Genomic DNA, 13460 nt, shown 5'->3' on the forward strand with positions numbered 1-13460 from the left:
GGACGAAGTCCATCGCGAAGCGACGCCGAAGGCGCCCTTGACTTTGGAGGGGCGGCCCCGTACGCAAGCGCCACCCCACCACCCGAACACCCCTCGCGCCGATCTCCCGAACACCCAACTCGAAGACCGTGGCGCTCAACCCACCCATCACTCCGAAATCCTCACGCCCCGAAGAGCACTCTCCTAGAGGCGTCCACTTCCTCTCTTCGTCCCCCGCAGACAACCCGCCTCGCCGTTCGCCGCACGCCACGCGCTCGCCACGCACCGGGTCCTTCCCTATGCGCGCGGCCCCTCTGCCATGCGCCGGGTCTTGGGTCGTGTGGCCAGGCATATAGGTCTCCGCCTGGTGTTTTCGCGGTTCGTCGAAGCTTCCCCGTCACCCCGAGTACCGCATCTCTGATGCATCACCGCACATCCGACCGCCTCAATCCGCACCTGCTCCTTAGACCTGCGGCGACGACGGCGACGGCAAGGCAGCGGCAGCGGTGAAGAACTGCCTGGGTCCTCGGCTCACCCGAACGCCATGGTGAGTGCGGTCGCGCGCCGGAGCGGCGAGGCAACAACCCCAGCCCGTCACCGCCGCTGCCACTCCATGCGGTGTTACGCCGGGGACGGTGCGCGGTGCGCCCAGTGCGGGGTCCAGGTGCCGGGGGCGGCGGGCGGAGAGCCGAGGTGGGCGCGGAGCGCGGTGAGGGCGGGGTGATGGTTATCGCGGTGCCAGATGAGGGAGTGCGGGTAGACGGGCGTCGGGTCGTGGACGGGGACGCGGCGCAGGTCGTGGTCGGCGGGCCACACCAGGCGGGTCCGGTCGCCGACGAAGGTGGTCAGCGTGGTGGAGTCGGCGATGGCGTCGAGGAGCGGTTCAAGGCCGTAGTGGGGGCCGACGGGGGCGATGGTGAGGCCGAAGGCAGTGGCGAGGTCGTCGTAGAAGGCGGCCAACACGGTGCCGGGCATCCAGATCCGGTGTTCGGCGGGGCGGACGGCGCGGGCGGCGGCGAACGGGTGGGCGGGCCGGTGACGAGCTGGACGGGTTCGTCGAGGACGCGGGTGGAGTCGAGGGCGGCGGGGAGCCGGTCGGGGGCCGTGAGGGCGCGGACGGACGCGTCGATGGTGCCGGAGGCGATCGGGGCGAGGGCGGCGTCGGCGTCGAAGAGGGGCACGACGTCGAGGGGGATGGCGGGGTAAGCGCGGTGGAAGTCGCGGAGCAGGCCGGCGGGGGCGAGCCGTCGGCCGATCACGTCGACGCGGAGCGCTCGGCGGCCGGGGGCGACGGAGGCGATGGCGCGCTCCTCGGGCTTGGAGGAGGGCGCGGGCGTCGGGGAGGAGCGCCTGCCCGTCGATGGTGACGCGGGCGGTGCGGGTGAACAAGCGGACGTCGAGGTCCTTCTCAAGGGCGGCGATGCGTTTGGAGACGGCCTGCTGGGTGATCGACAGTTCCGCCGACGGCGTCCTGGAAGCGGCCTGCGTTCGCGGCAGAGGTGAACGTGCGCACGGCGGCGCGGAGCTGAGCCGGATGGGGGTGGACGGGCGGATCGGGCACGCCGAGGTCCGTATCGGCGACTCGGTCGTGCTCATGTTCGACTCGCCGTTCCCCGTGGAGACGCCGGGACTGCGGCGGCTGTTCGGACGCCGACGCGGTGGTGGAGCGTGCGGTCGGGGCGGGGGCCGCCGTGGTCACGTGTCCGACCGAGCTGTTCTGGGGCGACAAGGGCGGGCGCGTCCGGGATCCGCTGGCGACTCAGGAGCGGCTCGGCGAGCCGACGCCTGAGCGTGCGATGGATCCGAAGTATGTCGAGGGCCTTGCGTACGTGCAGCCGAGTCTGGGGCCGATCCTTCCCACGCCGGAGTAAAAGGTGGGACGCGGCCGCTGTGGGCCGGGGCGGTCGCCCTCGCTTGATCGTTTCCCGTGTGTTATGTCCGGGGACGCTGCCATACTGCCCGCCATGTCCCCGCTGCTTCCGGCAGATCCCGCACAGTCGACCCTCTACCTGGACTGGATCGAGGAGGCCGATCCCGGCGCCGCGCCGGGCGCGGAGAAGTTGCTCGCGACACTCCGCGTCGGGCTCGGGCGCGCCCACGAGCGGCCCGGCCGGTTCCTGGACGACATGAAGCGCGAGGCGCGCGGCCTCCCCGCCGCGCACCTGCCGTGGTTCTGGGACACCGTCGGCCACCGGCTCGCCGGGGTCGCGCCCAAGCACGCCGCCACCGCGTACGCGGACGCCCGCGACGCCGAGGCCCGGCACGCGCTGCCGGTCGACGACCGGTACCGGGTGGACAACGCCCTGCTGTTCGCGCGGGCCGGGGCGATCGGCGCGGCTCGCGTCCGCGAGCATCAGGAATGGCTCGCCGCGACCTACCCCGCCGACCGCGCGCACCGCGAGTTCGCCCGGTTCGTGGCCGCGTGGGGGAGGGGCGGCGCGGCGCCGCCCGCCGACCTGCACACCCGTGTCCGCAGGTCCGCGAAGGCCGCGGGCCTCGGTCTCGACGAGGACGCGGCGATCCTCGCGCAGGCGCTCGCCGACGCGCGCGGCACCGCCGTCCCCGACGGCCTGCTCGACGGCGCCGCCAAGGTCTTCGCCAAGGCGGCGCCGCCGCCGGAGCTGCGTGCCGGACTCGCCGGGGTCTTCCCGATCGGGGCGGTCGACGGCGCCGCCTGGCTGCGGATGCTGGACGCCGCCGGGGTGATCGACGCGATGGCGTCCGGTGACGTCCGGCCGTCGGGTGGCCTCGCGGGGTGGCTCGGCGCGTTCTCCGCGCACTACTCCTACGTCCGCGTCCCGTACGGGGGGATCACCCGCCAGCGGATGCCGGACGAGCTGTTCGCGGCGCTGCCGAGGCTCGCGCCCAGGCTGCGCGCCGAGTCCGTCCCGGTGCGGCTGCACGAGTCCCGTTACCGCGGCGCCGCCCACTTCGACGCCGACCTCGTCGACGCGTGCCTTGCCGAGGGCGTCCGGGTGGAGGACCCGGGCCCGGGTACGCCCCTGCACTTCTGGGGCGCGGAGTCCCGCCGCGACCTGAAGGCGCTCGCCGCCGACCCGGTGCTCGGCCCGCGCCTGGAGGGCACGGTGCACGCCCGGCTGCGCGAGGGCACCGCGATCTCGCGGCTGCCCGAGACGCCCGGCGTGGAGAAGGCGGTCCACGACCGGCTCTCGGCGCTGATCGGCGAGGTCGCGGGCGGGGGCCTCGGCGGCGCCGGACGCGCCCTGGACGCCCTCGACGGCCTCCTCGACCCGCCGACCGCCGCGGCGCTGGACGGCATCGGCGACGCCCTCGCCGCGCTCGACCTCGCCGTCCCGCTCGCCCGCACGCTGCGCGCCGGCGTCCTCGCCGAGCTCGGCTGGCCCGCGCTGGACGCGGCGCTCGCCGACCTCGGCGAGGACGTTCTCGGCGCCACGTCCACCTGGCCCGTCCTCACCGTCTACGGCGGCGGCCGCGCCATCGCGGTCGACCATGCGGGACGTCGCGGCGAGTGCGCGTTCGCGCTGCCCGCCGGGACGAGCGTCCGCACCGTCCACTATGCGGGCGGGGACTTCCTGGTCGGCTGGTCGGAGCGGGAGGGCGCGCGCGGCGTCGACCGCGCGTTCTGGGCGAGCGCCCCGGACGAGGTCTTCGAGCCGGAGAACAAGCTGGGCATGGTCGCCTGCCGGGGGCTGCGCAGCGGCGGGCAGGGCTACCAGTTCGAGGTCGGCGGCGGCCGCTACGACGGCGAGCGGGTCCTGCGGCCCGGCGGGCGGGAGGGAATCGGCGACCACGAGCGGCAGTACGGCGACGGCACGCGGATCTGGAGCGCGCCCCGGTACGCGTACTCGCAGGCGGACTGGGCCGTCCTCGATCCGGCGACGGGCGAGCGCGGCACGGCCGCCGCGCCGCCGGACTTCCTCGCGGCCGACCCGCCGGACGGCACCGCCTGGGACGACGACTGGTTCAGCCTCGTGCGCCTGCCCGACGGCGTGACCGCGTCGCCGCTCGGCCAGTCCGGCGGGCTCGCCGGGTTCCGCGTTGCCAGAATGGAGAGCGGCAAGGGCGGCCCGCCGGCCGGCTGGACGATCGAGGGGACCGACGGCCGCCGCGCCACGCTCCGCCGTACTGACGACCTCGGCGACCCGTGGGGCGTCCTGCGCATGCCCGGCGGCCCCGATCTCGTCGTGGCGCTGGAGGACTCCAACGCCTACGTGCCGATTCGCTGCTACGACGCGTCCGACGGCACGCTGCTGTGGGAGGGGCGCGCCTACCCCGCCGGGAAGGCGCAGTGGAGCGTCGACCCGCAGGGCCGGCCGATGCTGCCGCCGCCCGCGTTCTGGCACTTCCTCGCACCGCGCGACACCGGCTCGTCCGAGGCGCTGCGCGGCACGACCGAGCGGGCCGCCCGTGCCCTGCTGGACGCCGCGCCCTCACCGGAGGCGGTGCGGGACGCGCTGGCCCGCGAGATGCCGGAGGTCACCGACCCGGCGATCGTCTCCGGCGTCGTCGGCACGGTGCTGCGGGCCGCGGACGTGCTGCGCCGCCGCCGCGCGCTGTCGCGCCGCGTCGAGGTGATCCGGTCCGGCGCGACGGTGCGGCCGCCCGCCGAGACCCCCGACACCGACCTCGACGACGCGCTGCTCGGGCTGCTGCCCCCGCCGCCCCGCCTCAACGGGCAGGAGCGGTCGCCGCGGCCCGCCACCGTCACCGCGATCGCCGCCGACGGCAGCTTCCTCGACGGGACGATCGACGACGCGACGCGGCTGGTCAGCCCGCCCGCGCGGCCCCTCGACTGGGCGCCGCTGCTCGGCGCGATCGACGCCGCCGCGTGGCGGCTCGTCGCGCCGTCGACGAGCGACGCGGACCGCGCGTCCCTCGCCGCGCTGCTGCGCACCTGGGCGGAGCAGCCGTTCGCCCGGCCCGGAGCCTGGCGGCGCGGCTACGCGACCAGGGCCGCCCTCGCCGGGCTGGGGGCGACCGTCGCCGTCGGCGCCGTCCCGTCCGCAGGCGGGCCGATCGCCCCGGAGAGGGCGCACCGGTTCGTCCAGCGCGCCGAGGCCCCGGAGCCGGCGGGCGCGACGAAGACCGAGACCGTCACCGTCGCCCGCGACGACGCCGCCCGCCTCCGCCGCCTCCTCGACCTGTACGAGCGGAACGGGCCGCTCGCGCCGGACGAGGACGCCGTCGCCGCGTTCGTCCGGCGCACCGGTGTCCGCCGCGCCATCGCGGCGCTCGTCCTGGACGGCCTGCCCCGGCGCGCCTACGAGGGCGGCGACCTCGTCACCCGGTTCGACGCCCACCGGAAGATGCTGCGCGGCAGGCCGTACTCGGCGACCAAGGAGGTCGCCCAGGAGGCCGAGGACCTCTCCCAGCGCCTCGGCGTCGCCGGCCGGCAGCGCGTGGTCGCCGCCGGCATGCCCGACGACCCCGCCGAGCTGTGGGGGGACGGCGGCTTCGCGGCCGCCGCCGCGCGCATGGCGGAGGCGTGGTCGGGGCTGCTCGGCCGCCGCGCCGTCGTGGACGAGGACCTGGTCGCCGACCTGGAACGCGACCTCGGCCTCCCGGACACCTGGGCCGCCGCCCTCGCCGACCCGGCCGCGTCCCCCATCGCCGCCGCCGCCGACCTGACCTGCGTCGTCGCCGACTACGAGCCGTACGGCATCGGCGTCCACACCCTTGCGTCCGACGGCACGGCGAACCGGCGGCGGATGGACCACGACCCGTACGTCCCGCTCGCGTCCGTGCTGGTGTGGGCGCTGACGGAACGTCCCGTCGGCGACCCGGCGGTCTCCGGCGCGCCCGACCTCGCGGCACGGCTGAGGGCGCGGCTGGCCGCCCCCGGCCTGCTGCTCCCGCTCGGGCTCTGCTCCCTCGGCGACGCCGAGCGGCGCAGGGACCTGTTCGGGCCGGACGTCCACCCCGTCCGCAGAGCGACCCGCGACGGCGTGTCCGACGGGCCGGACGGCGACGCGCTCGCCTTCGACGACGGCCTGCTGATCGTCGACGGCCGGCCGTCGCTCGCGCACGTGATCCTGCGCCCGTCGGCGCTCGCCGACCGGGCCGCCCGCGCGCGCCTCGAACGCCTCTGCGCCGACCACGGACTGGACCGCCTGCTCCGGAGCGTCGAGGGCACCGTGGTGCGCACCGAAGCGGTCGGCCGCATGGTGGCCCGCGCCGCCGCCACCCCCGTCCCGCCCGGAGGGTACGAGGCGAACCCGCTGCTCAGCGTCCCGGACCTGGTCGCCGAGGCCGCCGCGGAGACCGGCACGAGCGAGGACGCGGCCGTCCTCTACCTGCAACTGCTCACCCTCGTCCGCCCGACCGACCGCAACGTCCGCCGGTGGAACGGCTGGACGGCCGCCCGGCACAAGGCGGCGCAGGCGGAGCTGGTGGACCGCGCCCTCGTCCAGCAGGACAAGCGCCCCCGCGCGGGCCGCACCGCGTTCGTCCCCGGCGAATGGACCGTCCTCAAGGCCCCCGAACTCCCCGTGGAGGCCGCGAAGCTCGCCGCCCACGGCGCCAGGGAGGTCCGCGGCAGGAGCGTCAGCGGCCCGTTCACGCGCCTGCTGCCCCCGCGCCCTCTCCACGAGATGTTCGAGGAAGCCTGGGCGTCCCGCCGCCGGCCCTGACCGCCCGTCGGCCCTGACCGCCCACCGACCTTGACCGCCCGCCCGGCCCTGACCGCCTCCGGTCCTTGCGCGCGCGGTCGGCCGCCGCCGCTACGCGTAGGGGTCGCCGGCCTCCAGGGCCAGCCGCCGGATCTCCTCCAGGTCGGTCTCGGTGTAGTCGGCGGGCAGCTCGATGCCGAGGCCGAGGAACACCCGCCGCATCTCCTCCGGCGTGGGCCGCTCGCCGAGCCGCAGGTGCTTGACGGTGTCCAGCGGAAGCCGCTTGGCCTGCTGGAAGCTGACGTGCAGCTCCGACTCCCAGCACTGGTACGTCGGCGTGCCGCTGTTGATGACCAGCGCGGGGAACTCGGGGCCGCGCTGGGTGAAGACCAGGCAGCCGGTCGCCATCTCGTAGCGCAGCAGCGAGTACGCCGACGACAGCCGGATGTCGATGTCGAGCATCTCGTAGCGCTGCTGGTGCCAGCACCCGGCCAGGATCGTCGCGAACAGCTCGCGCCGGGTCTCCTCGACGGACCAGCTCTGCTCGGGCGCGTCCCGCGCGGTCGCCAGCCGCTGGTGCAGGCCGACGAACCGGCCGCACAGCTCCGGGTCCATCGGGTCGAGGATCTCCAGCCGGAACTCCAGCTTGCGCCGGAACGGCCGCGCGGCGGCCACGCACTCCGGGAGCGTCACCGCCCGCACGTAGGCGCCGGTCGCGCCGCGGAACCACCACACCCGGGTGTCGCGGCGCGCCTCGGCGAGCACCCGGTTGCACTCGGTGCCGCTGACGACCTGGACGTCCGGCTGCCGGCGCAGGCCGTCCGCCAGCGCGTCGACGGACCGCTGCACGGTCTCGCCGCGGGTGTCGCCGCGCGCCCGGTCGCGCAGCAGCACGATCGACACGACCGCGAGCGTCGCCATCGTCGCGCTCTGCACCACGCTGGTGGACGCGATGCCGGTGACGTTCAGGCCGAGGATGACCACGGCCAGCACGAACGCGACGGCGACGTCGACGTAGCCCGTGAGCACCTTCCAGAAACGCCGCATCCGCCCGCCCCAGTCACGCTCCGCCACCCGGCCGCGATGATCCTAGCCATCCCGTCGGTCCGCCAGAACCCCTTACCTGCACGGGGTTTCCGCCGTCACGTGCCGCGCGGCGGGGGAGCCCGGCCACCGCCCGCCGGAAGATCTGCCCGGCCCGACTTGCGGGGGTCCATCGTGGACCGAACCATATTCGGCCGGATGGGGGGTCGGGGAGTACGGTGTCCGGAACGTCCGAGTGGTTGGAGGGTCGATGCCGCAGCTCGCCGAGAAGATCCCGCCGTCGGTCGCGGGCGCCGTGCTCCGCGCCGTGTTCGCGCTCCCCGGTCCGGTGCGGCGGCTGATCGCCGGGCGGCCGGTGGTGCGCGACGGGCAGCGGCTCGCGCTGGACGCGCAACTGCTCCTGCTGATGACGCGCCTGGAGGGCGCGAGCCTCACCGGGGCGACGGTGCCGGAGGCGCGGCAGGGCCTCGCCCTCGGGCAGCAGTACATCAACCGGCTGCCGGAGCGGCCCGTCCGGACGCGGGACCTGACCGCCGCGGACCGGATCCCGGCGCGGCTGTACGAGCCGAAGGGGCTGGCGGAGGGGTCGCCGCTGCTGGTGTTCTTCCACGGCGGCGGCTGGGTGATCGGCGACATCGACACCCACGACTCGGTCTGCCGGTACCTCGCGGTGAACGCGGAGGTGCGGGTGCTGTCGGTGGACTACCGGCTCGCCCCCGAGCACCGGTTCCCGGCGGCGGCGGACGACGCGCTCGCGGCGTACGCATGGGCGGTGCGGAACGCGGCGGCGCTCGGCGCGTCGCCGGAGGCGGTCGCGGTCGGCGGCGACAGCGCGGGCGGGAACCTCGCGGCGGTCGTCGGGGCGTTCGCGGACCGCAGGCCGGACTTCGCGCTGCTGTTCTACCCGGCCACCGACATGTCGGTGCGGCGGCGGTCCCGGGAGCTGTTCGCCGACGGCTTCTACCTGACCGACGCCGACATGGTCTGGTTCAGCGACCACTACTGCCCGGACGTGGAGCGGCGCACCGACCCGAAGGCGTCGCCGCTGCTCGCGGAAGACCTGAGCGGGTTCCCGGCCACCTACCTCGTCACCGCCGGGTTCGACCCGCTGCGCGACGAGGGCGAGGCGTTCGGCGCGCGGCTGCGGGAGGCCGGGGTGCCGGTCGCGGTGCGGCGGCAGGAGGACCTGATCCACGGGTTCGCGAACATGTGGGGGCTCGGCGGGCGGTTCCAGGAGGCCCTCGCCGAGGCGGCCGGAGCGCTGCGCACCGGCCTCCTCTAGCCCGGCGGCCGCCCGCCCGCGAGCGAACGGGCCCGCCCCGGCGGGGACGGGCCCGAGCGGGTGATGATCAGAGGGGCAGCCCGGTGAGGATCATGACCTTCTCCTCGGTGTAGTCGGCCATCGCCGACCGCAGGCCCTCGCGCCCGACGCCGGAGTCCTTCACGCCGCCGTAGGGCATCTGGTCGGCGCGGTAGGACGGGACGTCGCCGATGACGACGCCGCCCACGTCCAGCTCGCGGTGGGCGCGGAACGCGATGTCGAGGTTCCGCGTGAACACGCCCGCCTGCAGGCCGAACTTCGAGTCGTTGACCAGCGCGAACGCCTCGTCCACGCCGTCGACGGGCTGGACCAGCATGACCGGGCCGAAGACCTCCTCGCGCGCCACCTTCGCGTCCGCCGGGACGTCGGCGAGGACGGTCGGGGCGTAGGTCGCGCCCTCGCGGGTGCCGCCCGCCAGGACCTTCGCGCCCGCCGCGACGGCCTCGTCCACCCAGGACTCGACGCGCTCGGCGGCGTCCTGGCTGACCAGCGGGCCGACCTGTGTCTTGTCGTCCCACGGGTCGCCGGTGACGAGGGAACCGACCCGCTCGACGAGCTTCGGCACGAACTCCTCGTACACCGACCGGTCGACGTAGACGCGCTGGACGGCGATGCAGCTCTGCCCGGCCTGGTAGTTGGAGAACAGCCCGATCCGCTCGGCGGCCCAGTCGAGGTCGGCGTCCGGCAGCACGACCGCGGCGCCGTTGCCGCCGAGCTCCAGGGTGACGTGCTTGCGCGGCACCTGGTCGTTGATCGCCCAGCCGACGGGGACGGACCCGGTGAACGACACGATCGGCAGCCGCGGGTCGTCGACCAGCGCGGAGGCGCGGTCGTTCGGGACCGGCAGGACGGAGAACATCCCGGCGGGCAGGCCGGTCTCGGCGAGCAGCTCGCCGAGCAGCAGCGCCGACAGCGGCGTGGCGGGCGCCGGCTTCAGCACGATGGGGGTGCCCGCCGCGATCGCCGGGGCGATCTTGTGCGCGGCGAGGTTCAGCGGGAAGTTGAACGGCGAGATGCCGAGCACCGGGCCCTTCGGCACGCGGGTGATGTAGGCCATCCGCCCCTCGGCGGCGGGGTCGGTGTCCAGGCGCTGCGTCGTGGCGCTGAACCGGCGGGCCTCCTCGGCGGCGAACCGGAACGTGGAGATCGCGCGGGTCACCTCGCCGCGCGCCCACAGCAGCGGCTTGCCGTTCTCGGCGGTGATCAGCCGGGCGACCTCCTCGGCGCGCTCGGCGAGCCGCGCGGACACGTGCGCGAGGGCCTCGGCGCGCACGTGCAGCGGCAGCGCCGCCGCCCGCTTGCGGACCGCGTCGGCCGCCGCGACCGCCTCCTCCACCTGTGCGGGCGTCGGCACGGCGGCCGTCCCGACCACCCGGCCGTCGTAGGGGTGCGTAACGGTCAGCTCACCGTCACCGGTCTCGGGGCGACCGGCCAGCCAGAATGGGGTCACGTTCATGACCTCACGCTATCTCCGGCGCGCCGGATGGGGAGTCTCCAGGACGGCCAATCGGACCGCCGTCGTTGTCCGTGACGGCCAGTGCGATCCACAGCTCGGCGCGGGCGGCGGGATCGTCGGGGTCGCGGCCCAGCAGCTCGGCGGCCTTGCGCATCCGGGACCGCAGGGTGTGCCGGTGCACGCCGAGCGCCCGCGCGGCGGCCTCGCCCTGGCCATTGGCGGCGACGTAGGCGCGGACCGTGCCGATCAGGTCCTCGGCCTGGAGCGGGGCGAGCAGCGCGGCGGCGAACGCCCGCGCGGCCGCCGGCTCCAGCAGCCCGAGGACGCCCTGCCCCGGCAGGTCCGCGTGCCGCAGGACGGGCCGCCCGGCGCGCCGCGCCGCCGCCAGCGCGTCCTCCGCCTGCCGCAGCGCCCCCGCGAGGGCCCCGGCTCCCGCCTCGGTCCCGGCGGGGCCGCTGACGCCGATGGGGCCGGTGCCGGCGAGCAGCGCCGTCACCGCCTCGGCCGCCTCGTCCGGGACGATCACCATCGTGCCGTCGGCGAGCGGCGCCGCCAGGCAGCGCTCCCCGGCGGGGTCCGCCTCCAGCGCGTCGCGGACGGCGGCGCGGCCCGCGCAGGCCAGGACGCGGACCGGCCCGTCCGGCACGGCCGGGCCCGCGGCGGGGAGGCCGGCGAGCAGCGCCGCGAGCGCGGCCCGCGCGTCCCGGCCGGTGCGGGGCGTCTCCGACTGGAGCGTGAGCAGCGCGACCGCCGCGCCGACGATGGTGTGCGCGGCGTGCGGGAGCGGCGCGTCCGTCCCGACGGCGAGGAACCCGCGCGGGCGCCCGCCGAGCCCGATCCGCTGCAGGACGACGTGGTCGTCCGGCCCGGCGAGCGCCATGCTCGCGGGGGAGGACCCCGAGGCCGGGCGGCGGCGCAGCCGGGCCAGCTCGGGGGCGAGGTCGGCGGCGCGGCCGCGGGCGGCGGCGGGCTCGGCGTGCCGGACCGCGCCGGACGCGTCGAGCAGCAGCGCCCACCCGCCGAGCAGCCGCGCCAGCCGCCGCACGAGCGCGCCCGGCCCGGTGAGCGCGGCGCGGGTCAGCTCCCGCTGGGCCTGGAAGGCGCGGGTGACGTCCTCGTACCACTCGGCGGCCAGCATCCGCGAGACCGCCTTGCCGATCGCGATGAAGGGGGTGGGGCGCGGCACCTCCAGCAGCGCGAGGCCCCGGTCGCGGGCGGCGGCGAGCAGTTCGGGCGGGACGTCGGGGTGGATGACGCCGACCGCGAAGCCGAGCCCCGCGACGCCCCGTCCCACGAGCCGGTCGACGTAGCCGGCGGCGCCGCCGGGGGTGAGCCGCATGCCGGTGGTGAGGACGAGCTCGCCGCCCTCCAGGAACGGGGTCGGGTCCTCCAGCTCGCTGACCGCGACCCACACGACGGGCGCGTCCGGCAGGGCGCCGGTGAGGGAGCGCAGGCCGAGCTGGGGGAGGGCCGCCACGGCGGCCAGCGTCGGCGGCACCCGGACCCCTCCGTCCCGTGTTCGGCCCTCTTGTGTTCAGCGCGTCCAAATCTTTGGACGGATTTCGCCGTCCCGTACGGTTCATCGTAGGGGCCGTTCGGCTTATGTTCGCGCCATGACCAGCCAGAACCTGAGCGGCGGCGAGCGCCTGCCGCAGGAGCGACGCGTCGTGACCGAGATCCCGGGGCCGCGGTCCCGGGAGTTGCAGGAGCGCCGCGCCGCGGCGGTGGCGCCGGGCGTCGGCAGCGTGCTGCCGGTGTACGTGACGGACGCGGGCGGCGGGGTGGTCGTCGACGCGGACGGCAACTCGCTGATCGACTTCGGCTCCGGCATCGCGGTGACGGGCGTCGGCAACGCCAATCCGCGGGTCGCCGCGCGGGTGAAGGAGCAGGCGGACCGGTTCACCCACACCTGCTTCATGGTGGCGCCGTACGAGTCGTACGTGGCGGTGTGCGAGAACCTGAACCGGATCACGCCCGGCGCCCACGAGAAGCGGTCGATCCTGGTCAACAGCGGCGCGGAGGCGGTGGAGAACGCCGTCAAGATCGCCCGGTACGCGACGGGCCGGCAGGCGGTCGTGGCGTTCGACCACGGCTACCACGGCCGGACGCTGCTGACGATGACGCTGACCGCGAAGAACATGCCGTACAAGCAGGGGTTCGGCCCGTACGCGCCCGAGGTGTACCGGATGCCGCTCGCCTACCCGTTCCGGTGGCCGACCGGGCCGGAGAACTGCGGCCCGGAGGCGGCGGCGCAGGCGATCGACCAGATCAGCAAGCAGATCGGCGCGTCGAACGTGGCGGCGGTGCTGGTCGAGCCGATCCAGGGCGAGGGCGGGTTCATCGTGCCGGCGCCGGGGTTCCTGCCGGCGATCGCGGAGTTCTGCCGCGCGAACGGGATCCTGTTCATCGCCGACGAGGTGCAGACGGGCTTCGCGCGGACGGGCGACATGTTCGCCTGCGAGCACGAGGGGATCGTCCCGGACATCGTGACCACCGCGAAGGGCATCGCGGGCGGGCTGCCGCTGGCGGGCGTCACGGGGCGCGCCGACATCATGGACAAGGTGCACGGCGGCGGGCTCGGCGGCACCTACGGCGGCAACCCCCTCGCGTGCGAGGCGGCACTCGCCGTGCTGGAGGAGATCGAGGAGGGCAAGCTCACCGAGCGGGCCCGGCGGATCGGGGAGACCATGCTGCCCCGGCTGCGCGCGCTCGCGGCGAAGCACGAGGCGGTCGGGGACGTGCGGGGCCGCGGCGCGATGATCGCGATCGAGCTGGTCAGGCCCGGTACGAAGGACCCCGACCCCGAGCTGACCGCGGAGATCGCGCGCCGCTGCCACGCCCGCGGCGTGCTGGTGCTGACCGCCGGGACGTACGGCAACGTGCTGCGCTTCCTGCCGCCGCTGGTCATCCCGGAGCACCTGCTCGACGAGGGGCTGGACGTCATCGAGGAGGCGTTCGCGGTCTGACCGCGCGACGCCCGGCGGCTGCTCGGCCCCCGGGGCATCCCACGTCAACGGCGTTGTGCCGCCGGGCACCCGCCGGACCAAGCCCGGGTCGGGGGGTGGGGGTG

The 13460-nt window shown here is 75.8% G+C and carries 7 protein-coding genes and 1 pseudogene; 3 read left to right on the forward strand and 5 right to left on the reverse strand.

Annotated features, from left to right (window positions below):
• Positions 1-600: 600 nt before the first annotated feature.
• Both ABT299_RS50650 and ABT299_RS50655 read right to left on the reverse strand, forming a co-directional pair.
• Entirely contained in the window at positions 601-954 is a 354-nt protein-coding gene (locus tag ABT299_RS50650; RefSeq protein ID WP_500255244.1) for a hypothetical protein, read from the reverse strand.
• A 435-nt stretch (positions 955-1389) separates the two neighbouring features.
• Positions 1390-1575 (reverse strand): annotated as a pseudogene (locus ABT299_RS50655) (hypothetical protein); the annotation flags it as partial.
• 368 nt (positions 1576-1943) lie between these two features.
• Here ABT299_RS50655 and ABT299_RS50660 point away from each other — a divergent pair.
• A complete protein-coding gene (locus ABT299_RS50660) occupies positions 1944-6590 on the forward strand; it encodes a serine/threonine-protein kinase (protein ID WP_500255239.1) in 4647 nt (1548 codons plus the stop codon).
• 90 nt (positions 6591-6680) lie between these two features.
• Here the strand turns inward: ABT299_RS50660 and ABT299_RS50665 are convergent, their stop codons facing one another.
• Positions 6681-7643, reverse strand: a complete 963-nt coding sequence (locus ABT299_RS50665) for an SKP1 family protein (protein WP_500255240.1) — start codon at positions 7641-7643, stop codon at positions 6681-6683.
• A 220-nt stretch (positions 7644-7863) separates the two neighbouring features.
• On the opposite strand from ABT299_RS50665, the gene ABT299_RS50670 reads away from it, so the two are divergent.
• Positions 7864-8895: an alpha/beta hydrolase gene (locus tag ABT299_RS50670; RefSeq protein ID WP_500255241.1), complete on the forward strand. Its 1032-nt coding sequence runs from the start codon at positions 7864-7866 to the stop codon at positions 8893-8895.
• Positions 8896-8962: 67 nt separating this feature from the next.
• Here the strand turns inward: ABT299_RS50670 and ABT299_RS50675 are convergent, their stop codons facing one another.
• Entirely contained in the window at positions 8963-10390 is a 1428-nt protein-coding gene (locus ABT299_RS50675; RefSeq protein ID WP_387031136.1) for an aldehyde dehydrogenase family protein, read from the reverse strand.
• Positions 10391-10394: 4 nt separating this feature from the next.
• Positions 10395-11888 carry a PucR family transcriptional regulator ligand-binding domain-containing protein gene (locus ABT299_RS50680; RefSeq protein ID WP_500255242.1) on the reverse strand — a complete coding sequence of 498 codons (1494 nt, stop codon included), beginning with the start codon at positions 11886-11888 and terminating at the stop codon, positions 10395-10397.
• Between the two features lie 115 nt (positions 11889-12003).
• Between ABT299_RS50680 and gabT the strand changes: the two genes are divergently transcribed.
• Positions 12004-13356 carry a 4-aminobutyrate--2-oxoglutarate transaminase gene (gabT, locus tag ABT299_RS50685; protein WP_500255243.1) on the forward strand — a complete coding sequence of 451 codons (1353 nt, stop codon included), beginning with the start codon at positions 12004-12006 and terminating at the stop codon, positions 13354-13356.
• The last annotated feature ends 104 nt before the right edge of the window (positions 13357-13460 follow it).

This window comes from Spirillospora sp. NPDC000708, assembly GCF_040299565.1.
In the GTDB taxonomy this organism is placed as follows: Bacteria; Actinomycetota; Actinomycetes; order Streptosporangiales; family Streptosporangiaceae; genus Spirillospora.

Coding starts and splice junctions, on each gene's coding strand:
- ABT299_RS50650 (WP_500255244.1), bottom strand. CDS start 954: ATGCCCGGCACCGTGTTGGCCGCCTTCTACGACGACCTCGCCACTGCC.
- ABT299_RS50660 (WP_500255239.1), top strand. CDS start 1,944: ATGTCCCCGCTGCTTCCGGCAGATCCCGCACAGTCGACCCTCTACCTG.
- ABT299_RS50670 (WP_500255241.1), top strand. CDS start 7,864: ATGCCGCAGCTCGCCGAGAAGATCCCGCCGTCGGTCGCGGGCGCCGTG.
- ABT299_RS50675 (WP_387031136.1), bottom strand. CDS start 10,390: ATGAACGTGACCCCATTCTGGCTGGCCGGTCGCCCCGAGACCGGTGAC.
- gabT (WP_500255243.1), top strand. CDS start 12,004: ATGACCAGCCAGAACCTGAGCGGCGGCGAGCGCCTGCCGCAGGAGCGA.